Annotated in this window: 20 protein-coding genes; 7 read left to right on the top strand and 13 right to left on the bottom strand. The window is 74.9% G+C overall.

The features are described from left to right. Positions 1-90: 90 nt before the first annotated feature. The 6 genes from secA to mtrA form a co-directional block, all read right to left on the bottom strand. Entirely contained in the window at positions 91-2,922 is a 2,832-nt protein-coding gene (gene secA, locus F1C15_RS14350; RefSeq protein WP_185231986.1) for a preprotein translocase subunit SecA, read from the bottom strand. Positions 2,923-3,127: 205 nt separating this feature from the next. Beyond that, positions 3,128-3,841, bottom strand: coding sequence for a ribosome hibernation-promoting factor, HPF/YfiA family (gene hpf, locus F1C15_RS14345; RefSeq protein WP_167258764.1), 714 nt, complete (start codon positions 3,839-3,841; stop codon positions 3,128-3,130). A 155-nt stretch (positions 3,842-3,996) separates the two neighbouring features. After that, on the bottom strand, positions 3,997-4,680 hold the full coding sequence (locus F1C15_RS14340) for a phosphoribosyltransferase family protein (RefSeq protein ID WP_185231984.1): 684 nt from the start codon (positions 4,678-4,680) through the stop codon (positions 3,997-3,999). A gap of 121 nt (positions 4,681-4,801) precedes the next feature. After that, positions 4,802-6,484: an LpqB family beta-propeller domain-containing protein gene (locus F1C15_RS14335; RefSeq protein ID WP_185231982.1), complete on the bottom strand. Its 1,683-nt coding sequence runs from the start codon at positions 6,482-6,484 to the stop codon at positions 4,802-4,804. Beyond that, complete coding sequence (gene mtrB, locus F1C15_RS14330) at positions 6,477-8,177, bottom strand: MtrAB system histidine kinase MtrB (protein ID WP_185231980.1); 1,701 nt, start codon at positions 8,175-8,177, stop codon at positions 6,477-6,479. Before mtrB ends, F1C15_RS14335 begins: the two co-directional genes overlap by 8 nt. Before the next feature lie 46 nt (positions 8,178-8,223). Next, positions 8,224-8,904 carry an MtrAB system response regulator MtrA gene (gene mtrA, locus F1C15_RS14325; protein WP_056053426.1) on the bottom strand — a complete coding sequence of 227 codons (681 nt, stop codon included), beginning with the start codon at positions 8,902-8,904 and terminating at the stop codon, positions 8,224-8,226. Between the two features lie 149 nt (positions 8,905-9,053). Between mtrA and F1C15_RS14320 the strand changes: the two genes are divergently transcribed. The 5 genes from F1C15_RS14320 to F1C15_RS14300 all read left to right on the top strand — a co-directional run bounded on the left by F1C15_RS14320 (position 9,054) and on the right by F1C15_RS14300 (position 14,517). After that, on the top strand, positions 9,054-10,340 hold the full coding sequence (locus F1C15_RS14320) for a hypothetical protein (protein WP_185231978.1): 1,287 nt from the start codon (positions 9,054-9,056) through the stop codon (positions 10,338-10,340). After that, positions 10,337-10,987 (top strand): DUF4129 domain-containing protein, encoded by a 651-nt coding sequence (locus tag F1C15_RS14315; RefSeq protein ID WP_185231976.1) that lies wholly within the window; start codon positions 10,337-10,339, stop codon positions 10,985-10,987. The genes F1C15_RS14320 and F1C15_RS14315 overlap by 4 nt, the downstream gene beginning before the upstream one ends. Then, positions 10,984-12,189 (top strand): DUF4350 domain-containing protein, encoded by a 1,206-nt coding sequence (locus tag F1C15_RS14310; protein WP_185231973.1) that lies wholly within the window; start codon positions 10,984-10,986, stop codon positions 12,187-12,189. The genes F1C15_RS14315 and F1C15_RS14310 overlap by 4 nt, the downstream gene beginning before the upstream one ends. Positions 12,190-12,268: 79 nt before the next feature. Then, positions 12,269-13,222 carry a MoxR family ATPase gene (locus F1C15_RS14305; protein WP_056053416.1) on the top strand — a complete coding sequence of 318 codons (954 nt, stop codon included), beginning with the start codon at positions 12,269-12,271 and terminating at the stop codon, positions 13,220-13,222. Positions 13,223-13,224: 2 nt separating this feature from the next. Then, positions 13,225-14,517 (top strand): DUF58 domain-containing protein, encoded by a 1,293-nt coding sequence (locus F1C15_RS14300; protein ID WP_056053413.1) that lies wholly within the window; start codon positions 13,225-13,227, stop codon positions 14,515-14,517. An 84-nt stretch (positions 14,518-14,601) separates the two neighbouring features. Here F1C15_RS14300 and F1C15_RS14295 read toward each other — a convergent pair whose 3' ends face one another. Further along, positions 14,602-15,597 (bottom strand): stage II sporulation protein M, encoded by a 996-nt coding sequence (locus F1C15_RS14295; RefSeq protein WP_056053410.1) that lies wholly within the window; start codon positions 15,595-15,597, stop codon positions 14,602-14,604. Positions 15,598-15,615: 18 nt separating this feature from the next. Here F1C15_RS14295 and F1C15_RS14290 point away from each other — a divergent pair, with 18 nt between their 5' ends. Further along, positions 15,616-16,500: an RDD family protein gene (locus tag F1C15_RS14290; RefSeq protein ID WP_185231971.1), complete on the top strand. Its 885-nt coding sequence runs from the start codon at positions 15,616-15,618 to the stop codon at positions 16,498-16,500. Between the two features lie 202 nt (positions 16,501-16,702). Here F1C15_RS14290 and ahcY read toward each other — a convergent pair whose 3' ends face one another. The 4 genes from ahcY to F1C15_RS14270 all read right to left on the bottom strand — a co-directional run bounded on the left by ahcY (position 16,703) and on the right by F1C15_RS14270 (position 20,301). Beyond that, positions 16,703-18,178: an adenosylhomocysteinase gene (ahcY, locus tag F1C15_RS14285; protein ID WP_056053406.1), complete on the bottom strand. Its 1,476-nt coding sequence runs from the start codon at positions 18,176-18,178 to the stop codon at positions 16,703-16,705. Between the two features lie 62 nt (positions 18,179-18,240). After that, positions 18,241-18,516: a metal-sensitive transcriptional regulator gene (locus F1C15_RS14280; protein ID WP_056055744.1), complete on the bottom strand. Its 276-nt coding sequence runs from the start codon at positions 18,514-18,516 to the stop codon at positions 18,241-18,243. Positions 18,517-18,680: 164 nt separating this feature from the next. After that, a complete protein-coding gene (locus F1C15_RS14275) occupies positions 18,681-20,099 on the bottom strand; it encodes a phosphomannomutase/phosphoglucomutase (RefSeq protein ID WP_185231969.1) in 1,419 nt (472 codons plus the stop codon). Then, a complete protein-coding gene (locus F1C15_RS14270) occupies positions 20,089-20,301 on the bottom strand; it encodes a DUF3499 family protein (protein WP_167258736.1) in 213 nt (70 codons plus the stop codon). The genes F1C15_RS14275 and F1C15_RS14270 overlap by 11 nt, the downstream gene beginning before the upstream one ends. A 49-nt stretch (positions 20,302-20,350) precedes the next feature. Between F1C15_RS14270 and F1C15_RS14265 the strand changes: the two genes are divergently transcribed. Continuing rightward, positions 20,351-20,794, top strand: a complete 444-nt coding sequence (locus F1C15_RS14265; RefSeq protein WP_185231968.1) for a hypothetical protein — start codon at positions 20,351-20,353, stop codon at positions 20,792-20,794. Positions 20,795-20,884: 90 nt separating this feature from the next. Here the strand turns inward: F1C15_RS14265 and F1C15_RS14260 are convergent, their stop codons facing one another. Continuing rightward, the gene (locus tag F1C15_RS14260; RefSeq protein WP_185231966.1) at positions 20,885-22,318 is read right to left on the bottom strand and encodes a DUF5719 family protein; all 1,434 of its coding nucleotides are present in this window, start codon (positions 22,316-22,318) and stop codon (positions 20,885-20,887) included. Next, positions 22,311-25,154, bottom strand: coding sequence for a glycosyltransferase (locus tag F1C15_RS14255; RefSeq protein ID WP_185231964.1), 2,844 nt, complete (start codon positions 25,152-25,154; stop codon positions 22,311-22,313). The genes F1C15_RS14260 and F1C15_RS14255 overlap by 8 nt, the downstream gene beginning before the upstream one ends. Positions 25,155-25,290: the final 136 nt, after the last annotated feature.

The raw sequence follows: 25,290 nt of genomic DNA, 5'->3' as shown, positions 1-25,290 counted from the left end.
GAGCCCGGACGACGGTCAGCCCGGACGACGAGGGAGGCCGGGCGCGGACCTCGCGGTCCGTGCCCGGCCTCCCTCGTCGTCACCGGCGGGTCAGGACTTCTTGCCGGCCGCTCGTCGCTCGGCCCGGTTGACCGGCGCGGCGGCGGAGCCCCCGGTCGGCTGCCCGAAGGCGCCCTTGCCGGCCGGGGCGCCGGTGCCGCTGGTCGTCCGCGCGGCGGCGACGTCGGGGCCGTCGCCCTGCTCCGCGTCGTCCTGCGCCTTCTGGGCCTTGGCGGTCGCCGCCTGCTCGAGCCGGCCCTTCTGGTCGCGGACCTCGACCTCGCCCGCGATGTTCGGGGCGGAGTACTCGAGCTTCGGCTGCGCCTTCTCGGGCTCGAGGCCCTTGGCGGCGATCACCGGCGCCTCGGCGGCGCCGACCTGGCCCTGCACCTCGACCTCGAGGTTGAACAGGAACCCGACCGACTCCTCGCGGATCTGGCCCATCATGCTCTGGAAGAGCGCGTAGCCCTCACGCTGGTACTCGACCAACGGGTCACGCTGTGCCATCGCCCGCAGGCCGATGCCGTCCTTCAGGTAGTCCATCTCGTAGAGGTGGTCGCGCCAGCGGCGGTCGATCACGGAGAGGACGACCCGTCGCTCGAGCTCGCGCATCGCGGCCTCGCCCAGCGTCGACTCGCGCTCGGCGTAGGCGACCTTCGCGTCGGAGAGGATCTCCTGGCCCAGGAACTGCCTCGTCGCCTTGCCCTTGGAGCCGGCCTCGGTGATGACCTCGTCGATGGTGATCGAGATCGGGTACAGGGTGCGCAGCTCCGTCCAGAGCGCGTCCAGGTCCCAGTCGTCGGGGCTGCCGTCTCCGGTGTGCTGGTCGATGACCTCGTCGACCACGGCCTCCAGGAAGGCGCTGGCCCGGTCGGCCAGGTCGTCGCCCTCGAGGATGTGGCGGCGGTCGCCGTAGATGGCCTCGCGCTGGCGGTTGAGGACGTCGTCGTACTTCAGGACGTTCTTGCGGATCTCGGCGTTGCGCGACTCGACCTGCGACTGGGCGGAGCGGATGGCCCGGCCCACGATCTTGTTCTCGATGGCCAGGTCGTCGGGCACGTTGCCGCGGCCCATCAGCGACTCCGCCGCCCCCGAGTTGAACAGGCGCATCAGGTCGTCGGTGAGCGAGAGGTAGAACCGGCTCTCGCCCGGGTCGCCCTGACGCCCGCTGCGCCCGCGGAGCTGGTTGTCGATGCGCCGCGACTCGTGGCGCTCGGTGCCGAGCACGTAGAGCCCGCCCGCCTCGACGACCTTCTCGGCCTGCTCGGCGACCTCGGCCTTCTTGGCGGCGAAGACGTCGTCCCAGGCGGCCTCGTACTCGTCGGGGGTGTCGACCGGGCTGAGGCCACGGCCGTTCATCTCGGCGACGGCGAGGAACTCGGCGTTGCCGCCGAGCATGATGTCGGTGCCTCGACCGGCCATGTTGGTGGCGACGGTCACGGCGCCGACGCGACCGGCCTGCGCGACGATGGCGGCCTCGCGAGCGTGGTTCTTCGCGTTGAGGACCTCGTGGCGGACGCCCTTCTTGGCCAGCAGGCGCGACAGGTACTCGCTCTTCTCGACGCTGGTGGTGCCGACGAGGACGGGCTGGCCCGCCTCGTGGCGCTCGACGATGTCCTCCACGACCTGGTCGAACTTCGCCGTCTCGTTCTTGTAGACGAGGTCGGTCTGGTCGATCCGCTTCATCGGCTTGTTGGTCGGGATGGGCACGACGCCGAGCTTGTACGTGCTCATGAACTCGGCGGCCTCGGTCTCGGCCGTGCCGGTCATGCCGGAGAGCTTGCCGTAGAGGCGGAAGTAGTTCTGCAGGGTGACGGTCGCGAGGGTCTGGTTCTCGGCCTTGACCTCGACGCCCTCCTTGGCCTCGATGGCCTGGTGGATGCCCTCGTTGTACCGGCGGCCGCTCAGGATGCGACCCGTGTGCTCGTCGACGATGAGGACCTCGCCGTTGATGACGACGTAGTCCTTGTCGCGCTTGAACAGGGCGTCGGCCTTGATCGCGTTGTTGAGGAAGGAGATCAGCGGCGTGTTCGCCGACTCGTAGAGGTTGTCGATGCCGAGGTAGTCCTCGACCTTCTCGATGCCGGGCTCGAGCACGCCGACGGTGCGCTTCTTCTCGTCGACCTCGAAGTCGGTGCCGGCCACGAGGCGGCGCGCGATCGTCGCGAACTCCGCGAACCAGCGGTTCGCCTCGCCCGAGGCAGGGCCGGAGATGATGAGCGGCGTGCGGGCCTCGTCGATGAGGATCGAGTCGACCTCGTCGACGATCGCGAAGAAGTGGCCGCGTTGCACCATGTCGGAGGCCTGCCACGCCATGTTGTCGCGCAGGTAGTCGAAGCCGAACTCGTTGTTCGTGCCGTACGTGATGTCGGCGGCGTACTGCTCCCGGCGCTCGGCCGGGGTCTGGCCCGCGAGGATGCAGCCGGTCGTCATGCCGAGGGCGCGGAAGACGCGGCCCATCAGCTCGGACTGGTAGCTCGCGAGGAAGTCGTTGACCGTGATGACGTGCACGCCGCGCGACGCGATGGCGTTGAGGTACGCGGCGGTGGTCGCGACGAGGGTCTTGCCCTCACCGGTCTTCATCTCGGCGATGTTGCCGAGGTGGAGGGCGGCACCGCCCATCAGCTGCACGTCGAAGTGGCGCATGCCGAGGGTCCGCTTCGAGGCCTCCCGCACGGCGGCGAACGCCTCGGGCAGCAGGTCGTCGAGCGACTCGCCGTTGCCGTACCGCTCGCGGAGCTCGGTGGTCTCGGCGCGCAGCTCGTCGTCGGTCAGCGTGCTGAAGTCGTCCTCGAGCTCGTTGACGGCGTTCGCGTACGCCTTGAGGCGGCGGAGGATGCGGCCCTCGCCGACGCGGAGGACCCTCTCGAGGACGTTGGCCACTGGTGACTCCCTGGATCTGAGACTCGGTCGGGCAGGCGGCGGAGCCGCGTGCCCCGGGGGCGGCTGGTGACGCCAGCCCGTGAGGAGGCCCGGTTGGACCAGCTCGGATGGTAGCAAGCCTAGCGGCCACGGCCCTGGACGCGGGGAGGAGCGATCTGCTCCCCCCGCGCCCGGACCGTGGCCGCGGGCCCCGGGGCGGACCGGGTCAGGCGACGACGCCGGCGCGGGCCTGCGTGGCGGCCTCCTGCAGCTCGCTCGCGCTCTGGTCGAGCCCGATCACGCCGTAGTCCCAGCCCTTGCGCCGGTAGACGACGCTCGGGCGCTCGGTCTCGGCGTCGATGAAGAGGTAGAAGTCGTGCCCCACCAGCTCCATGTAGTAGAGCGCGTCGTCGACGGTCATCGGCGTCGACGCGAACACCTTGCTGCGGATGACGACGGGGCAGTAGTCGTCCTCCTGCTCCTCAGCCGAGGGCGCCTCGTCGTCGGCGACGACCGTCGCGATCGAGCCGGTGCGCACGGCGTCCAGGGTCTCGGCGGCGGCGGGCGTGACGTCGATGCCGCTGAAGTCCGCTCCGGAGGCCTCACGGAGCGACGTCGGTCGGTGCTGGCCCCGGTGGACCTTCTGCCGGTCCTTCGCGCGCCGCACCCGCTCGAGCATCCTGGCGATGGCCAGGTCGAAGGCGACGTACTTGTCGCTCCCGGTCGACTCGGCCCGCACGAGCGGCCCGGGGCCGATCAGCGTGAGCTCGACCCGGTCGTCGCCGGCCTGGCCGCTCGACTTCTCGTGGTGCCGCGAGACCTTGATCTCGAGGGCGAGCGCCTTCGTGGCGAGCTGCGCCACCTTGTCGGCCTTGTCAGTGGCGTAGTCGCGGAAACGATCGGTGATGCCGACGTTTCGACCCGTGACGGAAATTTCCATGACGACCTCCTCTGGCTATCGACGTGCCGCCTGTCAGCCAGGCGGATGTCCTTTCACGCCTTTTGCCCACCGTAGCCAGGTGGACCCCCGCCTGTCACCTCCCGGCCACCGACGGGACAGATCCCCAGGCCGTCCACAGGCGGCCGCGGGAGGGCTCACGGTCGTCTCCGCGAGAGCAGCGGGGTGGACGCGACGCAGGCCGCGGCGACGACCACGGCGCCCTCCGCGGCCAGCGCACGCCGCGCCTCCAGCAGGGTGCTGCCGGTGGTCACCACGTCGTCGACGACCACGACCCGGAGCCCCGCCAGCCCCGGCCGGGCACGGAGGCTGCCCGCCCGCGAGCGCCGGCGGGCCTCGCGGTCGAGCTCCTTCTGCGCCCCGCGGCCCGGCAGGGCGACGAGCCCCCGGCGGACGGCCCGGAGCCCGGCCCGGCGCACGAGCAGCTCGACCGGGTCCCAGCCACGGCGCCGCCGCCCCCGCGGGGACGACGGGACGGCGACGACCACGGGCGGGGCCCCGCCGACCCCGGGAGGCGCGGCGAGCGCCACCGAGGCGGCCAGCGCGGGTGCCAGGGCCGTCGCCAGGCGGAGGCGCCCCTGCTGCTTGTAGGCCAGCACCGTCGAGCGCACCTCGGCCTCGTACCGCAGCCCGGAGACGACCACCAGCCCGCCCGGCAGCTCGTCGACCTCCGGGCTCGGCTCGAGGCTGACCCGACAGGCCCGGCAGAGCTCCACGTCGGGGAGGCCGCAGCCCGCACAGCGGACCGGCGACAGCACGCCGAGCGCCTCGCGGAGGACGGGGCCGAGGCCGGCGGCGGAGGGTCGGGGCGAGGTCGTCACGCCGACACCGTCGCACGGTGCCGGCCGCCGGACGCCGGTCCGCCCGCCGCCCCGGGGACGAACGGGCGCACGACCACGGTGGGGAGGGACGACGGGGCGGCGGTGAGCCGCGCCGCCCGGGTCAGCGCTGCGTCGCCAGGAGGTCGGCCGTCACGCCCGTCCCCTGCCAGGTGCTCCCCCGGGGCTCGAGCACGGCGCCGTCGCCCGAGAGCACCTGCAGCCGGGCGAGGCCGGTGCCGCCGGCGATCGCGGAGGCGTCGTCGCCCGGACGGCCCGCGGTGACGGCGGCGCCCCCGACCTCGCTGAGCGTGGCGCGGGTCGTGTCGTCGGCCGTCGTCAGGGTCGCCACGGTCAGCTGGTCGGCCCAGGTCGCGTCGACCGGCGACCCCGTCGGCGCCGCGAGCTCGAGGGGCGGGCCCAGGGCGGTCGGCACCTGCCGCGAGTCGCGCAGCAGGGCCACGACGAGCAGCCGCGAGGCCCCGTCGTCGTCCAGCAGCACGAGGGCCCGGGTGCCGTCCCGCGAGACGCGGAACGACACGACGCGGTCGCCGACGGGCAGGGTCGAGGCGACGACCTGCGGCCTGCCGTCCGGGGACCACGCCGTCACGCTCCGCGCGTCGTCGGCGGGGACGCTCCAGAGCCAGCCGGCCCCGTCGAGGGAGGGCGCGACCAGGCCCGGTCGAGGGTCGACGAGCAGGCTGCGGCCGTCGGCCGTGACCAGGGCGCTGCCGCCCGCCGTCCCGACCACGGCGCGCGTGAGGTCGGCCGACACCTCGACCGAGGTGGGCGACAGGGCGGCCACGGCCGCCGACAGCCCGTCGAGGGGCGCGAGGGCCGACCGGGAGGCGAAGCCGAGCTCGCCCTGCGCGAGCACCAGCGGGCGGGCGTCGACGGCCGGGTCGCGGAGCGGCGCGGCCCGGCCCAGGTCGGGCACGTCGAGCGGCGCGGACTCGACGCTGAGCTCGACGGCGGTGACCGTCGAGAGGGTCGAGAAGCTCGCGAGCAGCTGCGCCTGCATGCGCGCCCTCGCGTCGTCCGTCGCGCTCAGGGCGTCGGAGGTCAGGTCGACGCGGGCGGTGCCGTCCGCCACGGTGATCGCGGTCAGCGACAGCTGCGTCCCGTCGGGGAAGGCGGAGACGACGGCGCCCTGCAGCCACGCCGACGGGCCGGCCAGCAACGCGCTCGCGATGCGGGTGCTCGTCGACGACCGCGCGAGGAACCAGCGCTCGTCGGGCACGAGGTACGTGAACGTGGGGTCGTAGAAGTAGACCGCGTGCGCCCGGAACACCGACTGGAAGGTCGCCGGGCTCAGCACGGTGCCGTCGGGGGCCTCGCTGATGCGCCACTGCCCGTCCTCCCGCACGAACGAGTACGCGAGGGTGGTCGGGACGTCGCTCGTCGACGGCACGTAGTGCCCGCCCTGGTCGACGGTCGCCGACGTCAGGAAGGCGTACTCGAGGTCGGCCTCGCCGACCCGGGTGGTGGCGCCGTCCCCCGGGCGGACCGTGACGCTGGCCCGTGGGTCCCAGTCGTCGGCGAAGCCTCCCGCGAGGAACTGCCGGGCGACCGCGTAGTTGTCCTGCGGGCCGGTGCCGGCGGCCAGGAAGTCGCGGAGGATCTTCTCCTGCGAGCTGTCGGCCACCGGGCCGCTCGGCGTGTAGACCACCTCGCTCGGCACCTCGCTCGAGACGTCGTCGCCGCGCTCGACCGGGCCCCGGTCGGGGATGGAGGCACAGCCCGTCAGGACGAGCAGCACCGCCGCCAGCGCGGCCACCGCCCTCGCCCGTCGTCGTCGTTCAGCCACCGTGCACCTCCGTCGTCCCGCTCCACGGTTCGGCCGAGGTGGGCTCCTCCGTGCCCGGGGCCGTGGCCTGCACGGTCGCGGCGTCGTCCGGCTCGGCCCGCAGCGGCCGGGTGGTCGCCGTCGTGCCCGCCGCCCGCGGCAGGGTGACCACGAAGCGGCTCCCCTCGCCCGGGCGCGACCACAGGTCGATCCGGCCGCCGTGCAGGGTCGCGTCCTCGAGGCTGATGGCCAGGCCGAGGCCCGTCCCCCCGATGGTGCGGCGACGCGACGGGTCGGCCCGCCAGAACCGGTCGAAGACGCGCTCGGCCTCGGCGGGGGTCATCCCGACCCCGTGGTCGCGGACGGCCACGGCCACCGCCTCCGCGTCGCTGTCGACCTCGACCTCGACCGGTCGCCCCTCGCCGTGCTCGATCGCGTTGCCGAGCAGGTTCCGCAGGATGCGCCGCAGCCGGCGGGGGTCGACCTCGGCCTCGAGGTAGCCGCCGCGCGCGTCGATGGTCACCGTGCTGCCGACCTCCGCCGCGAGCGGCTCGAACTCGGCGACGACGTCGTCGACGAGACCCACCACGCGCGTGCTCTCGAGGTCGAGCTCGACCGCCCCCGCGTCGAAGCGCGAGATCTCGAGCAGGTCGGCCAGCAGCACCTCGAAGCGGTCGACCTGCGTGTGCAGCAGCTCGGTCGTGCGGGCGGCCGTCGGCGTGAAGGAGGCGCGCTGGTCGTAGAGCACGTCGCCCGCCAGCCGGATGGTCGTCAGGGGCGTCCGCAGCTCGTGCGAGACGTCGCTGACGAAGCGCTGCTGCACGCGCGACAGCTCGGCGAGCTGGGAGATCTGCCTCTGCATGGCGTCGGCCATGCCGTTGAACGACCGCCCGAGCGTCGCGACGACGTCCTGGCCCTTCTCGGGGATGCGCTGGTCGAGCTGGCCGGCCGCGATCTTCTGGCTGGTCTCGGCGGCGACCCGCACGGGCCCCACGACGAGCCGGACGACCACGTAGGTGACGACGCCGATCAGGACGACGAGGGCCAGCGAGCCGAGCGCCAGCGTGCGCTGCATGAGCGACAGCGTCGTCTGGGCGTCGCTGAGGTCGTAGACGAGGTAGAGCTCGTACTGGCCGGCCGTCGGCACCTGCAGCGTCGAGCCCACGGCGAGGCCGGGGGCGTCGCCGCCCGGCCCCCGGAGCGAGACGGGCTGGAGGGCGAGGGCGCCCGTGTCGGCCGCCACCTGGTCACGGAGCTCCGGCGTGATCTGGTCGGCGGGGAAGTCGGGGCTCGCGATCGCCTGGATGGTCTGCGCCGTCGTCTGGCCCGGGGTCCGCAGGATGGCGATGCTCGTGCCGCCCGGGCTCGACGTCGACGCGAGGATGGCGCTCTGCGCCTCGTTCTGCAGCGAGTCGAGCTCGACCTGGTCGGCGTCCTCGGTCGCCGTGGCCGAGTCGAAGATGCTCTGGGCGAGCAGCGTCGCGCGCAGCGACTCGGACTGCACCTGGTCGCGGCGCTGGTCGTACAGGTTCGCGCCGATGCTCACGGAGATGGTCGTGCCGATGATCGTCGCCCCGAGGCCCGCCATCACGACGGTGGTCGCGACGGTGCGGAACTCCAGGGAGGACCGCCAGAAGCCCGCGACGCGGGACGGCCAGCCGCGCCGGCCCAGCCACGCGCGGCGGAGGGCGGCGGCGACGGACTCGACCGTCACGGGCCCGGCCCCGCGAGCCGCGGGCGCCCCCGCGGCACCGGAGGGCCTAGGCGGACGAGCCGGCACGGTAGCCGACGCCGCGCACCGTCGTCACGATGCGCGGGGCGTCCGGGTCGTGCTCGACCTTCGCGCGCAGGCGCTGCACGTGCACGTTGACGAGGCGCGTGTCGGCCTTGTAGTGGTAGCCCCACACCTGCTCGAGGAGCATCTCGCGGGTGAAGACCTGCTGGGGCTTCGACGCCAGCGCCAGCAGCAGCTCGAACTCGAGGGGCGTGAGGCCGATGACCGTGTCGCCGCGCCGGACCTCGTGGGCCGCGACGTCGAGGCGGAGGTCGCCGACGGTCAGGACGTCGGTCGTCGGCTCGCTGGAGGGCCGCAGGCGGGTGCGCACCCGGGCCACCAGCTCCTTGGGGTCGAAGGGCTTGACGACGTAGTCGTCGGCCCCGGCCTCGAGGCCCGCGACGACGTCGACGGTGTCGCCCTTGGCGGTGAGCATGATGACCGGGACCCCGCTCTCGGCCCGGATCGCCGCGCAGACGGCCAGGCCGTCCATCCCCGGCAGCATGAGGTCGAGCAGGACGAGGTCGGGGGCCGAGTTGCGGAACGCGTCGACGGCGGCGCTGCCGTCGCTGCAGAAGTGGGGCTCGAAGTCGGCGGCCCGGAGCACGATGCCGATCATCTCGGCGAGCGCGGGGTCGTCGTCCACCACCAGGATGCGCGGGGTCATGGTCTCCGTCCTCGGCTGGGCCGCTCGGGAGGCGGCACGTCACCCGAGATTAGTGCAGGAGGCGCCCGTCGGCTGGCACCCGCCGCCCGCCGCGTGGGAACATGGCGGCACCGCGGGGCGATCCCGCGGGCGGACCACCGGGGGGCACCATGACGGACGTGGACGGCTGGGCGGCGCCCGGCGCGGGCCGGGACGAGCCCCGCTGGGGCGAGCGCCTGCCCCCGGCGCCGGAGCAGCAGCCGGACGGGCAGCACCAGCCCACCGGTCAGCCGACTCCCTCCGGGCAGCCGACTCCCTCCGGGCAGCCGACTCCCTACGGGCAGCCGATGCCGTACGGGCAGCAGGCGCCGTGGGCCCAGCAGCAGCCCCCCGCCCCGGGTCCGCCTCCCGGCTGGACGCCGCCTCCCCGCCCCGGGCTTCTCGCCCTCCGGCCGTTCACCTTCGGCGAGGTCCTCACGGGCTCGTTCCAGGTCTTCCGCCGGAACCCGCGCACCACCTTCGGCACCGCGCTCCTGGCCCAGGTCGTCCTGCTCGTCGTCACCCTCGGCGTCACCGGCGGCACGGCCGCGGCCGCCTTCAGCCGCGTCGACTCCGCCCTGCCCCAGGACCGCGACGCCGTGGCCGCCGGCGCGGTCGCGGTGACGCTCCTCTCGACGATCGTGCCCCTCCTCCTCTCCGTGGTCGTCAGCGCCCTGCTCCAGGGCCTCTTCGTGCTCGAGACCTCCCGCCAGCTGCTCGGCCAGCGGCTGCGCCTCGGCGGGCTGTGGGCGCTCACGGCCGGCCGGCGCGGCGCCCTCCTGGGCTGGTCGGCCCTGCTGACGCTCGCGTACCTGGTCGCCGTGGCGGTCGTCGCCGGCGTCGTGGCGCTGGGCTTCGTCGTCGGCGGCGGGACGGGCATCGCGATCGGCATCGTCTCGGGCCTCCTCGCGGGGCTCGGAGCGCTCGCCGTCGGGGTCTGGCTCAGCGTGCAGCTGAGCCTCGTGCCGAGCGCCCTGATGCTCGAGCGCCTCACCCTCGGCGCCGCGATCTCGCGCTCCTGGCGCCTCGTCCGCGGCTCGTTCTGGCGCACCTTCGGGGTCGTCGTGCTCGTCCTCGTGATGATCCAGGTCGCCGCCCAGGTCGCGAGCACCCCGATCTCGCTCCTCGCCGGCCTCCTCGCCGGAGCGCTCGCGCCGACCGGCGACCTGACCTCCCCGACCGTCCTCGTCGTGACGGGCGCGGGGTACCTGCTGACCTTCGCCGTGGCCGCCGTGGTCGCGTCCATCGGCTCGGTCGTCCAGGCCGCGAGCACCGCCCTCGTGTACGTCGACCGCCGCATCCGCACCGAGGGGCTCGACCTCGAGCTCGTCCGGCACGTCGAGCGACGCGACGCCGGCCAGGCCGACCTGCCCGACCCGTGGCGCTCGCCCTGGGGCGACGCGGCTCCCCCGCGGTGACGTTCGCCTCCGCCGCCGTGACGCTCGTCGCCGCTCCGCTCCGGCCCGACCCCGAGGAGGCGCGGCGCCTGCTCCAGCAGGAGCTCACCGAGCGCGACTACGTCGCCGCCCAGCCGACCTGGCTCGACCGTGCCGCCGACGCGTTCTGGTCGTGGATCGAGGGCGTCCGGTTCGGCGACGCCGAGGGAGCACCGGCCGTCGCGCTCGTGATCGTCCTGGTCGTCGTCGTCGCGGTCGTCGTGGGCGTGGTGCTCGTCTACGGGCTGCCGCACCTGGAGCGCCGCTCCGCCCGCCCGGGCGAGCTCTTCGGCGACGACGACGAGCGCGACGCCGACGCCCTCCGCGCCTCCGCCCGGGAGGCCGCGGCGGCCGGCGACCTCGACCGCGCCGTCGTCGAGTCGTTCCGGGCCCTCGCGCGGGCCCTCGTCGAGCGCGACGTGCTGACCACGAGCCCCGGCACCACGGCCCGCACGGTGGGCGACCGCGCAGCACGGCTCTTCCCGGCCCGGGCCGACCGCCTGCGGGCGGCCGCCCGGGCCTTCGACGAGGTCCGCTACCTCGACCGTCCGGGCACCGAGCAGGCCTGGCGCGAGATCACCGATCTCGACCGGGCGCTCGAGGGCGACCGGACGGCGGTGCCCGCATGACGACGTCGGCGCCGGCCGCGCCCTCCCGGTCGACCCCCGCGCCCCGCGCCGCCCTCCGCCGGGCCCGCCCGTGGGCCGTGCTCGCCGCGGGAGTCGTCGCGGTCGCGGTGGTCGTCGTGCTGCTGAGCGGCGGCGACGCGACGGGCGGGCGCGCCCTCGGCCCCGAGAACGCGGCCCCCGCGGGGGCGAAGGCCGTCGTCGAGGTGCTGAGGGAGCAGGGCGTCGAGGTGGAGGTGACCACCTCGCTGGCCGCCACGACCGCGCAGGCCCGGGCCGACGCCTCCGACACGACCGTGGTGGTCGACGACGCCGGTGCCCTGCTCGTCGCCGACCAGTGGCGGGACGTCGCCGCCTCCTCCGGGCGGACCCTCCTCCTCGCCCCCGACCAGGTGGCCCTCGACGCCCTGGCGCCCGGCCTCGCCCTGGCGGCCCAGGTCGACGACGTCGCCGTCGCTCCGGGCTGCGACCTGCCGGCGGTCGAGCGCCTCGACCGCGTCCAGGGCGGCGGGTACGCCTACACGGTCGACGACGTCGCCCCGGGCGTCGACGTCACCACGTGCCTCGCCGACGACGCCTCGGGCGGCTCCGGCCTCGTCGAGCTGGTCGACGGCGACCGGACGGTGACCGTCCTGGGCGCCACCACCGCGATCAGCAACGGCGCCGTGCTCGACGACGACGACGCCGCCTTCGCGCTCTCGCTTCTCGGGCAGACCGGCCACGTCGTGTGGTACCTGCCCACCCCGGACGACGTGCCCGAGGGCAGCGGAACCCTCGCGAGCCTGACGCCGGGATGGGTCACCCCGGTGATCGCCCTGCTGGCCCTGACGGCCGTCGTCGCCGGCGTGTGGCGCGGCCGCCGGTTCGGCCCCCTCGTGGTCGAGCGCCTGCCCGTGATCGTCCGGGCGTCCGAGACGACCGAGGGCCGGGCGCGCCTCTACGAGCGGTCGGGGTCGCGTCGGCACGCGCTCGACCAGCTCCGGATCGGCACCGTGGTGCGGCTCCGGCGCCGGGTCGGGCTGGCCGCCTCCGCGTCGCTCGACGACGTCCTCGCCCGCGTCGGTCAGCTCACCGGCGCCGACCCCCGCGGCCTCCGCCACGTGCTCGTGGACGCCGACCCCGCCGACGACCGCGAGCTCGTCCGCCTGAGCGACAGCCTGCTCGACCTCGAGCGCGCGGTCTCGGAGGCGGTGGCTCCCCGGTGACGGGCACCGCGCCTCCCCCGGGCCGCCGCGCCCCGAGACCTGCTCCCCGCCCCCACGAGATCCCCGGGAGGATCACCGCATGACCTCAGAACTCCAGCAGACCTTCGCCGCCGTGCGCACGGAGGTCGGCAAGGCCGTCGTCGCGCAGGACGGCGCGGTCACCGGGATGCTCGTGACCCTGCTCGCCCAGGGCCACGTGCTCCTCGAGGGCGTGCCGGGGGTCGCCAAGACGCTGCTCGTGCGGGCGCTCAGCCACGCGCTGTCGCTCGACACCGCCCGCGTGCAGTTCACCCCCGACCTGATGCCCGGCGACATCACCGGCTCGCTCGTCCACGACGCCGGCAGCGGCCGGTTCGAGTTCCGGCCCGGGCCCGTCTTCACCAACGTGCTGCTCGCCGACGAGATCAACCGCACGCCCCCCAAGACGCAGTCGGCGCTGCTCGAGGCGATGGAGGAGCGCCAGGTCTCGGTCGACGGCGTCAGCCGCCCGCTGCCGACGCCCTTCCTCGTCGCGGCGACGATGAACCCGGTCGAGTACGAGGGCACCTACACGCTGCCCGAGGCCCAGCTCGACAGGTTCCTCATGAAGCTCACCCTCGACCTGCCGCCCCGCGAGGCCGAGGTCGAGGTGCTCTCGCGGCACGCGGGCGGCTTCTCGCCCCGCGACCTCCGGGCCGCCGGGGTCACCCCCGTGCTCGGGGCGGAGGAGCTCGCGCGGGCCCAGGCCGAGGTCGCCCGGGTGGGCGCCTCGCCCGACGTGCTGGCGTACATCGTCGACCTGGCCAGGGCGACCCGCGAGAGCCCGTCCGTCGCCGTCGGGGTGAGCCCCCGCGGCTCGACCGCGCTGCTCGCCGCGACCCGCGCCTGGGCCTGGCTGACCGGCTTCGACCGCGTCACGCCCGACCACGTGCAGGCGATGGCCCTGCCCGTGCTCCGGCACCGGCTGAAGCTCCGGCCCGAGGCCGAGCTCGAGGGCGTGGGCGCCGACGCGGTGCTCCGCTCGGTGCTGCAGCAGGTCCGGGTCCCCCTCTGAGCATGGCCGTCACAGGATGGACCGTGGCCCTGCTGGCCCTCGGCGTGGTGCCCCTCGTCGCGACCGGCGACGACCGGGTCCTGCTCGGCTGGATCGTGCTCGTCGCGCTGCTCGTGGCCCTCGACGTGCTGCTCGCCGCGTCACCCCGGGCCCTCCGGCTGCGCCGAGAGCTGCCCGCGGCCGTCCGGCTGGGCGAGAGCACGGCGTCGCGCCTCGTCGTCGTCAACGACGGACGACGCCGCCTGCGCGGCGTGCTGCGCGACGCCTGGCAGCCGTCGGCGGGGGCCGCGTCGACCCGACGTCCGCTGTCGCTCCGGCCGGGGCGAGCGGTGACGCTGACGACGACCCTGACCCCCTTCCGCCGGGGCGACCGGCGGGCCGACGCGGTCACCGTCCGCTCGATCGGCCCCCTGCGCCTCGCCGGCCGCCAGGCCACCGTGGAGCTGCCCGGCGTCGTCCGGGTGCTGCCCCGCTTCTCGTCGCGGCGCCACCTCCCCTCCCGGCTCGCCCGCCTGCGCGAGCTCGACGGGAGGACGAGCGTCATGGTGCGCGGGCAGGGCACCGAGTTCGACAGCCTGCGCGAGTACGTCCGCGGCGACGACGTGCGGAGCATCGACTGGCGCGCGACGGCCCGCCGTGACGAGCTCGTCGTGCGCACCTGGCGCCCCGAGCGCGACCGCCGCATCGTCGTGGTCGTCGACAGCGGCAGGACCTCCGCGGCCCGGGTCGACGACGAGCCCCGCCTCGACACCGCCTTCGAGTCGGCGCTGCTGCTCGCGGCGCTGGCGTCGAGGGCCGGCGACCGGGTCGACGTCGTCGTCTTCGACCGCCGCGTGCGCGGTCGGGTGCAGGGCGCGACGGGGGCCGCCCTCCTCTCGTCGCTCGTCGACGTGCTCGCCCCGGTCGAGCCCGAGCTCGTCGACACCGACTGGTCGTCGGTGCCCGCCCTCGTCCGCTCGGTCACGAGCCAGCGGGCCCTGGTCGTGCTCGCGACCACCGTCGACTCCCCCGGCTCGGCCCGCAGCCTCCTCGCGGCCGTCCCGCAGCTCAGCCGTCAGCACCTCGTGGTCGTCGCCTCGGTGGCCGACCCGGCCCTGGCCGAGACGGCGCTCCGCCGCGACGGCCGGTCGGAGGTCTACCGGGCCGCCGCCGCCGAGCGGGCCGTGCTCGACGCCTCCCGCGTGGCCGCCGCCCTCCGTCAGGTGGGCGCCGACGTCGTGTCGGCAGCGCCCGCCGACCTGCCGCCGGCCCTGGCCGACCGCTACCTCGCGCTCAAGGCGGCCGGGCGGCTCTGAGGCACGCGGCGCGCGACGCAGGGCGCGCGGCGAACGGCCCAGGGCTCCGCCCCGTCGGACGGCCCGCGGCGCGCCGGTGCGGGCTCAGCCCGCGACGAGCTCCCGCGCGCCCGCCTCGAACTCGTCGAGGTCTCCCGTCTGCCCCGCCCGGTGCGCCCGGCCGCCGAGCACCCACTGGTACGCGAGGAAGCCCGCGAGCGCGACCGTGCCGATGCCGATCTTGATCGCCCAGGGCCACGGCTGCCGGGTGACGAAGCCCTCGATCACCCCGGAGACGAGCAGCGAGAGCATCAGGCCCACGGCGATCGTGATGAGCGCCCTGCCGTCCTCCGCGAGCGCCTGGCCGCGCGTCCGGGCCCCGGGGGCGATCCACGACCAGGCGATCATGAGGCCCGCGGCCCCGGCGACGAAGATGCTGTAGAGCTCGAGCTGGCCGTGCGGGAGGATGTACAGGAAGAAGTAGTCGAGGCGGCCCTGGTCGGCCATGATGCCGGCCGAGACCCCGATGTTGATCGCGTTGCCGATGATCGCGTACGGCACCCACACGCCGGTGATGCCGAAGGCGACGCACTGAGCCGCGATGAAGGCGTTGTTCGTCCACACCTGGCCCGTGAACGACGACGGCGCACTCTCGGAGTAGTAGTCCACGAAGTCCTCGGTGGCGAACTGCCGCCGGAACTCCGGCGTGCCGAACGACGCGAGCACGGACGGCGTCGAGGCCGCCCACACGGCGAACACCGTGGCGACGACCACCGTCGCGAGCAGCACGGCGATCGAGAGCCAGCGCACGCGGTACAGCGCAGCCGGCAGCTGGACCAGGAAGAAGCCCGGCACCTGCGCGGCCAGGTCGCGCCCCGCGCCGGTGAACCGCAGGCGAGCCCGCGAGAGGGTCATCGACAGCCGGTCGGCGACGACCGAGGGGCCGGTCGCCGTCTGCAGGGCGGACAGCTCGGCCGCGCCGGACTGGTACAGCCGGATGAGCTCGTCGGCCTCGGGCCCGGTGAGGCGCTGCCGGCGGGCGAGGCGGTCGAGCTCGGTCCACTCGTGACCGTGGGCGGCGGCGTAGGCGTCGAGATCCATTCTGCTTAGATACTAGGCATGTCCCGACCCCGCGCAGGTGGCAGAGCGCCGATCACGCTCCGGCCCGACCAGGTGGAGTCGCTGGGCGGCTCGTCCGACCAGCTGGTCGTCGGCGAGGCGGTCGCCCTCGACCTCCGCCCGACCGGCTTCGTGCTCCGGGTCGCAGGTTCCCTCATCGACTACGCGGTCTACGCCCTCGTGCTCGTCCTGCTGGTCGTCCTCGTCGGCGCGCTGTCGGAAGCCGGGGCGGTCGACGACGCCGTGGCCCAGGCCCTCGTCGTCGCCAGCGTCGTGTCGTGCCTGATCGGGCTCCCCCTCGTGGTCGAGACGGCCAGCCACGGCCGGTCGCTGGGCAAGCTGGCCACCGGCGCCCGCATCGTACGGCTCGACGGCGGCGCGATCGGCCTCCGCCACGCCCTGACGCGCTCCCTCGTGGGCCTGCTCGAGATCGTCATGACGACCGGTGGCCTGGCGGTCGTCGTCGCCCTGCTCAACCGCTCGTCCCGGCGCCTGGGCGACCTGATGGCCGGCACCTACAGCCGCAACGAACGAGCCCCGCACATGGGCCGCGTCGTCGTGCAGCTGCCGCCGCACCTCGTGGGCTGGGCGGCCGTCGCAGACGTCGCGCGGCTGCCGGACCCGCTCGCCCGCCGCGTGGCGTCGTTCCTCCAGCAGGCCCCGGCGCTCTCGCCCGCCTCCCGGCACCGGGTCTCGGTCGGCCTCGCCGACGAGGTGGCCGCGTTCGTGTCGCCGGTGCCCGCGGTCGACGCCGAGTCGTTCCTCGCCGGCGTCAGCGCCCTCCGTCGCGACCGCGAGGCCGTCGCCCTCGGCCGGGAGGCCGCGCTCCTCCGACGCCTCGACCCCGCCCTGACCGGCACGGTGCCCGGCTTCCCGACGCGCTGACCCTCGCCGTCGCGACCACGGGGGCGCCCACGCTCTGCGCCCGCCCGTCGCCGGGCCCGCGCCGGGCGGCGTCGTCGTGCCAGCCCCGCCGCGTTCAGCCCCGCCCCGCCCCGTGACGACGGAGGCCGCCCGGGAGGCGCGGCGTGCGCTCCCCGGACGGCCCCCGGCGACGAGGCGGACCCGCTGGCCCGCCCCGTGGTGGTCAGTACCGGTAGTGGTCGACCTTGTACGGCCCCGCCACGGGCACGCCGATGTAGGCGGCCTGCTCATCGGTGAGGGTCGTCAGCTCGACGCCCAGGGCGTCGAGGTGCAGGCGCGCGACCTTCTCGTCGAGGTGCTTGGGCAGCACGTAGACGTCGGTCTCGTAGCGGTCCCGGTGCGCCCACAGCTCGATCTGGGCGAGCACCTGGTTGGCGAACGAGTTGCTCATCACGAACGAGGGGTGGCCGGTCGCGTTGCCGAGGTTCATCAGGCGGCCCTCGCTGAGCACGAGGATGCTGCGGCCGGTGGGGAGGCGCCACTCGTGCACCTGGGGCTTGATCTCGACGCGCTCGGCGCCGGCCAGCGACTCGAGGCCGGCCATGTCGATCTCGTTGTCGAAGTGGCCGACGTTGGCGACCACCGCGAGGTGCTTGAGGCCGAGGAGGTGGTCGACCGTGACGACGTTGAGGTTGCCGGTGCCCGTCACGAGGATGTCGACGGTGCCGACGACCGACTCGAGCTTCGCGACCTGGTAGCCGTCCATCGCGGCCTGGAGGGCGTTGATCGGGTCGACCTCGCTGACGATGACCCGCGCGCCCTGGCCGCGCAGCGCCTCCGCCGCGCCCTTGCCGACGTCGCCGTAGCCCGCGACGAAGGCGACCTTGCCGCCGATGAGCACGTCGGTGGCACGGTTGAGGCCGTCGGGCAGCGAGTGGCGGATGCCGTACTTGTTGTCGAACTTCGACTTCGTGACCGAGTCGTTGACGTTGATCGCCGGGAAGAGCAGCTCGCCCGCGCGCGACAGCTCGTAGAGCCGGTGCACGCCGGTCGTGGTCTCTTCCGTCACGCCCTGGATCTCGGCGCCGATGGTCGTCCAGCGGTCGGTCGACTCGGCGAGCGAGCCCCGGAGCACCTCGAGGATGACCTTCCACTCCTGGCTGTCGCCGGGGGCGTCGGCGGGCACGGCGCCGGCGAGCTCGAACTCGCGGCCCTTGTGCACGAGCATCGTGGCGTCGCCGCCGTCGTCGAGGATCATGTTCGGGCCGGCGAACTCGGCGCCGGCCTCGGCCGCCTCGGCGGACCAGTCGAAGATCTGCGACGTGCACCACCAGTACTCCTCCAGCGTCTCGCCCTTCCAGGCGAAGACGGGGACGCCCTGGGGCTGCTCGGGGGTGCCGGTCGGGCCGACGACGATGGCGGCGGCCGCTTCGTCCTGCGTGGAGAAGATGTTGCAGCTGGCCCAGCGGACCTGGGCGCCGAGCGCCGTCAGGGTCTCGATCAGGACGGCGGTCTGCACCGTCATGTGCAGCGAGCCCGCGATGCGGGCGCCGGCGAGCGGCTGGGTCGGGCCGAACTCCTCACGGAGGGCCATGAGCCCCGGCATCTCGTTCTCGGCGAGGCGGAGCTGGTGGCGTCCGGCCTCGGCGAGGCTCAGGTCGGCGACCTTGTAGGGCAGCGAAGTCGTAGTAGTGGGCATGGGTCCATCCTCCCCCACGGGACAGCGTGTGTCGCGTCGCCGGGGCGACGCCCGGCAGCCCGTCAGGAACGGACGAGGCGCGCGATCGCGGCGGAGGCCTCGGCGATCTTCTGGTCGGCGACGGCCCCTCCCTCGCGGGCGGCCTCGGCGACGCAGTGCGCGAGGTGGTCCTCGAGCAGCTGCAGCGCCACCGTCTCGAGGGCCTTGGTCGCGGCGCTGACCTGGGTGAGGACGTCGATGCAGTAGACGTCGTCCTCGACCATGCGCTGGATGCCCCGCACCTGGCCCTCGGCCCGGCGCAGGCGCTTGACGATCTGCTCCTTCGAGCCGGCGCCCACGTAGCCGGGGCCCGCGGTCGCCCGGGAGTCGCGGGTCGGCTCCGGCGGGCCGGGCACCGCCCCCGGGTCGGCCTGGCCCTCGTCGTCGCGCACCGCGCCTCCTTCGTCCACGGCGCGAGCATACCCCCCTGGGGTACGCCCGCCCCGGGAGGACGCGACGTCGGCTACGCGCGGATGAGCGCGAGCACCTCGTCGCGGAGGCGCTCCATGCCCGCGGGCGTCGCCGCCTCGGCGTTGAGGCGCAGCAGCGGCTCCGTGTTCGAGGGGCGGACGTTGAACCACCAGAAGCCGTCGTCGGCCGTGCCCGAGACGGTGAGGCCGTCCAGCTCGTCGACGTCGCCCCGCGACGCCCACGCCTCGACGATGCGCGTGTAGGCCGCGGGGACGTCGTCGACGGTCGAGTTGATCTCGCCGCTCGCCGTGTAGGGCGTGTAGCGGTTCGTCAACGTCGACAGGGGCTCGCCCTGGTGGCCCAGCTCGGCGAGCACGTGCATCGCGGCGAGCATGCCGTTGTCGGCGCCCCAGAAGTCGCGGAAGTAGTAGTGCGCCGAGTGCTCGCCGCCGAAGATCGCGCCGGTGGCCTTCATCTCGTCCTTGATGAGCGAGTGGCCCACGCGCGTGCGGACGGGGGTGGCGCCCGCGGCGACGATCGCCTCGGGCACGGCCCGCGAGGTGATGAGGTTGTGGATCACGGCGATGTCGGCGTCGGGCTCCGCGGCGCGGACGCGCGCGATCTCGCGCACGGCGACGATGGCGGCGACGGCCGACGGGGTGACGGCGTCGCCGTTCTCGTCGACGACGAAGCAGCGGTCGGCGTCGCCGTCGAAGGCGAGGCCGAGGTCGGCGCCGTGCTCGACGACGGCGGCCTGCAGGTCGACCAGGTTGGCCGGCTCGAGCGGGTTCGCCTCGTGGTTCGGGAAGGTGCCGTCGAGCTCGAAGTAGAGGGGGACGATCTCGAGGGGCAGGCCGGGCAGCCCGGCGGCCTCGCCGAGCACCGCGGGCACGGTCATGCCGCCCATGCCGTTGCCGGCGTCGACGACGACCTTCAGCGGGCGGACGCCCGCGAGGTCGACGAGCCCGCGGAGGTAGCCGGCGTAGTCCGACAGCGCGTCGTACTCACGGAGCGAACCGGGGGCGTCGACGGCGGTCACGCCGTCCGCGAGGTACGAGGCCGCGCGGTCACGGACGGAGGCGAGACCCGTGCCGAGGCTGATGCCCTGGGCACCGGCGCGGCTCATCTTGATGCCGTTGTAGGTGGCGGGGTTGTGGCTCGCCGTGAACATGGCGGCCGGGGCGTCGAGCGAGCCGGAGGCGAAGTACGACTCGTCGGTCGAGCACAGGCCGAGCGCCACGACGTTCGCGCCCCGGGCCTGGGCGCCGCGCGAGAAGGCGGCGGCGAAGGCGGGCGAGGAGTCGCGCATGTCGTGGCCGACGACGAGGTCGTGCCCGGCGCCCTCGATCTCGTCCGCGAACGCCGCGCCGAACGCCTCGACGACCTCCTCCGTGAGCTGGCTCCCCACGAGCCCCCTCACGTCGTAGGTCTTCACGAAGGCGGTCAGGTCGACGGTGTTCTCAGAGGTCATGCCCTAAAACTACCCGGCGCAGGACCTGCCAGCCCTGAGGCACGGACAGGGATGTCGCGTGACGGGCGCAGAGGTCGTACCCGTGCGGCTCGACGCGGCCGCTGAGCGGACCGACGACGACCATCGAGTCGGCGTACACGTAGGTCAGCGTCGCCACCGCCTCGTCGTGGCAGGCGACCTTGCTGCAGGGGCGTTCGTCCATCGGGGCCAGCGTACCCGTCCGCCCCCGAGGGGCCGCGTAGCATGGGCGGATGGCCAGGCCCCATCGCGTCACCGACCGGTCCCGACACCGCGACCGTCACGGCCGGGGGCTCCGCTCCTCCGTCGCGGGGCCGCACCTGCCCTTCCTGCGCACGCGGGTCGACACCTTCGACGACGTCGTCGCCGCCACCGTGGAGTACCTGCGGGAGCTGCGTCCGGACGACCTCGACGACGTCACCGTCGAGGTCGAGGCGCTCCCCGCCGACCCGGACGAGGCACGCGTCGAGCGCTGGCGCATCGACCGGCGGGCACGCCGCGTCGTGCTCTACCGCCTCCCGATCGAGCGGCTCACGCCCGTCCCCGAGTCACGGCGCCTGGCCGACCCGGAGCAGCAGCACCGGTCGGTCGTCGAGGGCTGGGTGTTCCGGGCCGTCGCCGACCTGCTCGGCGAGGACCCGTGGGAGATCGCTCCGGAGCGCTGGCGCGACGGCTGAGCCCACCGGGGCCAGCGCGCCCCGCGTGGCCCACGCCCAGACCGCCGGGGCCCGCCACGGCCGCTACAGCCGCTACGGCCGCTACGGCCGCTACGGCCAGACGGTGACGGGCGAGGAGGCGGGCAACGGCGACGTTACCGCCCACGAGGCCAGGGCCCCGGGCGCGGAGAACGAGACCCCGGCCCGGAGGCCGTCGGCACCTCGGAGCGTCACGCGGTCGCCCGCGCCCACCGCCACCTCGACCGTGGAGCCGCCCGGCACCTCCCGGGGCTCCTCCTCGGCCTGCCCGGCCGCGTCGTCGCCGGCCGCCTCGACGGCCACGGACGCCGTCGCCGCGTCGGCGGACGGGTTGACGATGCTGAGGACGGCACCCTCGCCGGCCGGCACCTGCACGAGCGTGTCGCCCTCGAGCGCCGAGGCGGACGAGGCCCAGGCCAGGTCGACCGCGCCCTCGCCCGAGACCGTCGACGACCGGGCGCCCACCACGACCGGCACGGGCGACTCGACGCGGACGGTGTAGATGCCGTCCGCGAGGCCGTCGACCGGCACGTCGGTGACGCGCCCCGCGCCGACCTCGGTCTCGAAGCTCGTGCCCGTCCCGTCGGCGGTCGCCACGTCGACCGTCACGGTGCCCCCCGTGTCGCCGGGCACGAGCACCCGGAGGACGCTCTGGAGGTCGGCGCTGCCCTCGTCGGCGAGGGCCGCCTCGAGGTTCGCCGAGTCGCGGACGACGAGGCCCGGAACGACCGCGGTGGTCGCGGGCTCGGCCGAGCCGCTGACGATGTCGACGCCGCCCGGGTCGAGCGTGCGGACCACCGACTGCTGCAGCGTGGAGACGATGCGGCCGCCGCGGCTCTGCACATGGACCACGGGAGAGGCGAGGCCCGTCGCGAAGCCGGAGAGGGGCACCACCTTCTGGCTGCGCGGGGCCACCACGATGCCGTCGATCCCCGGCCCCTGCACGGTGCCGTCCTCGGCCCAGATGCTCAGGTCGACCGTCGAGTTCACGTCGGTGGGGTTGACGAGGGTGATGAGCGAGACGCGCCCGGTCTCGGTCGACCCGCCCACCAGCCAGGTCGAGCTGGTCGGCTCGGTGCAGGGCGCGGAGGCGAAGCCGACCAGGTCGTCGGAGTCGACGACCTGGCTCTGCGCCGCCGCCACGAGCGGGACGTCGTCGTCGACGACGGGAGCCGTCACGAGCTGTGGCGACGACGAGCTGCCGTCGGCGCCGGCGAGGGCCTCGACGTCGTCGTCGCCGGTCGACCCGCGGTCGACCTCGGCCCGGCCGACGGCGCTGGCCGTGGTGGCCTGCTGCCCCCCCGCGTCCGAGAGGCGGAGCACGCTCCCGGCGCAGACGCGCTGCTGGTCGACGGGGACGGGGGTGACGAGCTGCCCGGCCGGCTCGGTGCGGAGCGCGGGCAGCGGCACGACGGCTGCGGCGCCGACCACGAGGGCCGCGACGGCGAGCCCCACGACGCCGACCACCACGCGCCCGGTGGTCCTGGCTGCGGATCGCTCAGTCATCTCGCTCCTCGTCGAAGGTGGTGGCGGCCTGCTCGGCCTCGGGCACGCCGGCCCGTGACCGACGCCGACGGGGCGTGGTCGGGAGCGCGAGCAGCAGGGCGGAGCCGAGCACCAGCGCCCACGTGACGCCGACGATCGGGCGGAGCGGCCCCGGGTCGGGGCGGTCGTCGGCCCGCTCGGACGCGGCGACGTAGCGCCAGAGGAGCCCGTTCGAGGTGTCGCCGACGGGCAGGAAGGTCGCGGTGCCGTCGAGGGCCTCCCCCGCACGGCGCTCGAGCGCCGCCGCCGCGGGCTCGTCGTCGGGCGTGCCGGTCAGCAGCACGAACCCGACGCCGAGGCGGTCGAGGTCGTCGGCCGGGTCGAAGCCGCTGCGGCTGACGAGGTTGCCCGCCAGGACGGTCAGGTCGCGGTCGGTCGAGCTGAGCCGCTGCGACGTGGCGTCGAGGGTCGACTGGTCGTCGAGCGTCGCCCCCTGGCCGCGCTCGAGCGAGACGGCGAGCGTGCCGTCGGGCTGGGGGGTGAGGACGAGGGTGCCGACGTCGGGCGACGCCTCGGCCTCCGCCGTGACGTAGGCCGAGAGGATGCGCCCCGAGCTCGGGCGGACGTCGGCCGTGCCGACGTAGGAGGCGAGGAGCACCGGCACGGCCACGGCGACGCTCGTGACGGCCACGAGCACGCCCGCCTGCGGGGCGACGCGGGGCAGGCGGTCGAGGGTCACGGCGGCGGCGCCGACGAGGCCCAGCAGGTACAGGCTGAGGCCGCTGCCCGCCCAGACGGCGACGCTGTCGCTGCCGACGGCGGAAACGGAGACCTGGGTGGCGGCCACGGCGGTCAGGTAGCCGAGGAGGGCCAACGTGAGGGCGGGCACCGCGCGGCGCAGGGCGCCGACGAACGGGGCCGCCACGGCCAGGAGGGCAAGGGGCAGGAAGGCGGCCGCGACGACGACGGCGAGGGTCTCGGGCGGGAGGCCCGTCCCCGCCAGGAGCCGCGTCCAGCCGTTCAGCCCCGTCTCCGGCGAGGTGACGAGGAGCTGGAGCGGCGACGCGGGCTCCGTCCTGGCCGGCACGCCCGGGTCGGCGAAGACGCCCCACCAGGTGCCGCGACCGATCTGCACGATCGCGAGCGGCAGGAACAGCGCCACGGCCGGGAGGGGCACCGCGATCATCCGGTGGATGCCGCGCGGACGGGTCGCGAGGGAGCCGAGCCAGATCACGACGAGCGCCGGCAGGAGCGACGGCGAGCAGGCCGCCACCAGGGCGAACAGGAGGGAGGCGGTGGCGCCGGCCGCCCAGGACCGGGCCGAGCCGATCAGGGCCCAGACCAGGAAGGGGAGGGCGGCGTGGGCGAGGGCGGCCCCGAGGTGGCCGGCCTGCAGGGCGGAGAGCACCGGCGACGAGAGTGCGTAGACGGCGGCGGCCACGGCGGGCACCCAGGTGCGCCCCGTGACGCGGCGCGTCGCGAACCAGGCACCCAGCGCCGACACCGGCAGCGCGGTCAGGTAGACGAGGAGCACCGAGGTCGACGGGGACCACGCCGTGACGGAGCCGAGGACGGCGAGGACGGCCGTGAAGGGGTCCGACGGCCCGACGAAGCCGGTGCCGATGTCGCGCCAGCCCCAGCCGACCGACGACCAGAGGTCGCCGAGCGAGGTGCTGAGCGGGAGCAGGCCCCCGCCGGTGACGGCGGGCTGGCTCAGCAGGTCGAGGACGGCGACCGCCCCGACGACGGCGGTGAGCACGACGACCCAGAGCCCGCCCGAGCCGATGAAGCTGGCCCGCGGGTCACCCGCGTCCTCGCCCCGCGCGACGAGGGCGTCGCGCTCGGTCACCCGCCGTTCGCGGATCTGGTAGAAGGTCGCGCGGAGCGGCTCGATCGCCGCCCAGCTCGTCGTCCGCGTCCGCGACAGGGAGCGCCTCGCCTGGGCGATGCGCGTCCCGCCGAAGGCGGCGCGGAGGGCAGTGGCGAACTCGCCGCCGACGGCCCCCGGGTTCTTCGTGAGCAGGTGCCAGATGCTCCGGACCACGGCGAGGGGGACGAGGCTCAGCCAGTGCAGCGGCAGCGCGGCGGCCGGTGCGTAGACGAGCCGTCGGTGCAGCTGCGCCGACCGGTGGAGGCGCGTGCGGCGCCCGGCGCCGAGGGGCTCGGCCTGGCCGAAGTCCTCGGGCGGGCCGTCGCTCGCGACGCGGGCGTCGGAGACGAGCGCGACGCGGTGGCCGGCCAGGCGGGCGCGGACGGAGAAGTCGAGGGCCGCGTCGACGTGGGGCAGTCCGGGGTCGAAGCCGCCGAGGGCGGTCCACACGCTGCGGCGGACGAGCATCCCGCCGGCGGCGACGCCGAGCACGTCGTGGCGGTCGTCGTGCTGGCCCTGGTCGAGCTCGTTCTCCACGAGGGCGAGGGAGGCGCCGTAGCGCGTCAGGGTCTCGCCGAACCCGGCGATGACGGCGGGGTCGTCGAGGCGCATCAGCTTGGGCCCGACCACCGCGACCGAGGGCGACACCTCGACGGTGGAGAGCAGCCGCTCGAGGGCCCGGGGGCGCGGAGCGTTGTCGTGCCCCAGGAACCACAGCCACTCGTCGGCCTCGGAGTCGGCGTCGCCGCTCCCGGAGAGCCGGGCGCCGTGGGCGAGCGCCTCGACGAACGTCGTCGTCGGGGGCACGCTCGTCAGCTGGGCCGCGCCGCTCAGCGAGAGCCGCCCCGCCGCGCTGTCGCGCCCGCCGGCGTCGACGACGACGAGCGCCTCCGGCGGTCGCGTCTGGCGCGACAGCCCGTCGAGGGTTCGGTCGAGGTGCGTCGCTCCACCAGGGGCGACGAGGATCGCAGTGACTCTCGGTTGCATGACCTGTGCAGCCTAGGTCGGCCACCGAGGGCGACGGACGCGCCGCGCCGCGCCGCGCGTACCTGTGAGGGGTCGATGAACGACCGCGGCGCACGGCCCCGGGAGGGGTCGTGCGCCGTGGAGATGACGGTGGAGG

It is taken from the genome of Frigoribacterium sp. NBH87, from assembly GCF_014217665.1.
Lineage (GTDB): Bacteria > Actinomycetota > Actinomycetes > Actinomycetales > Microbacteriaceae > Frigoribacterium > Frigoribacterium endophyticum.
Note: the sequence above shows the minus strand (reverse complement) of the source record. Positions and strands in the feature narration are given on the sequence as shown.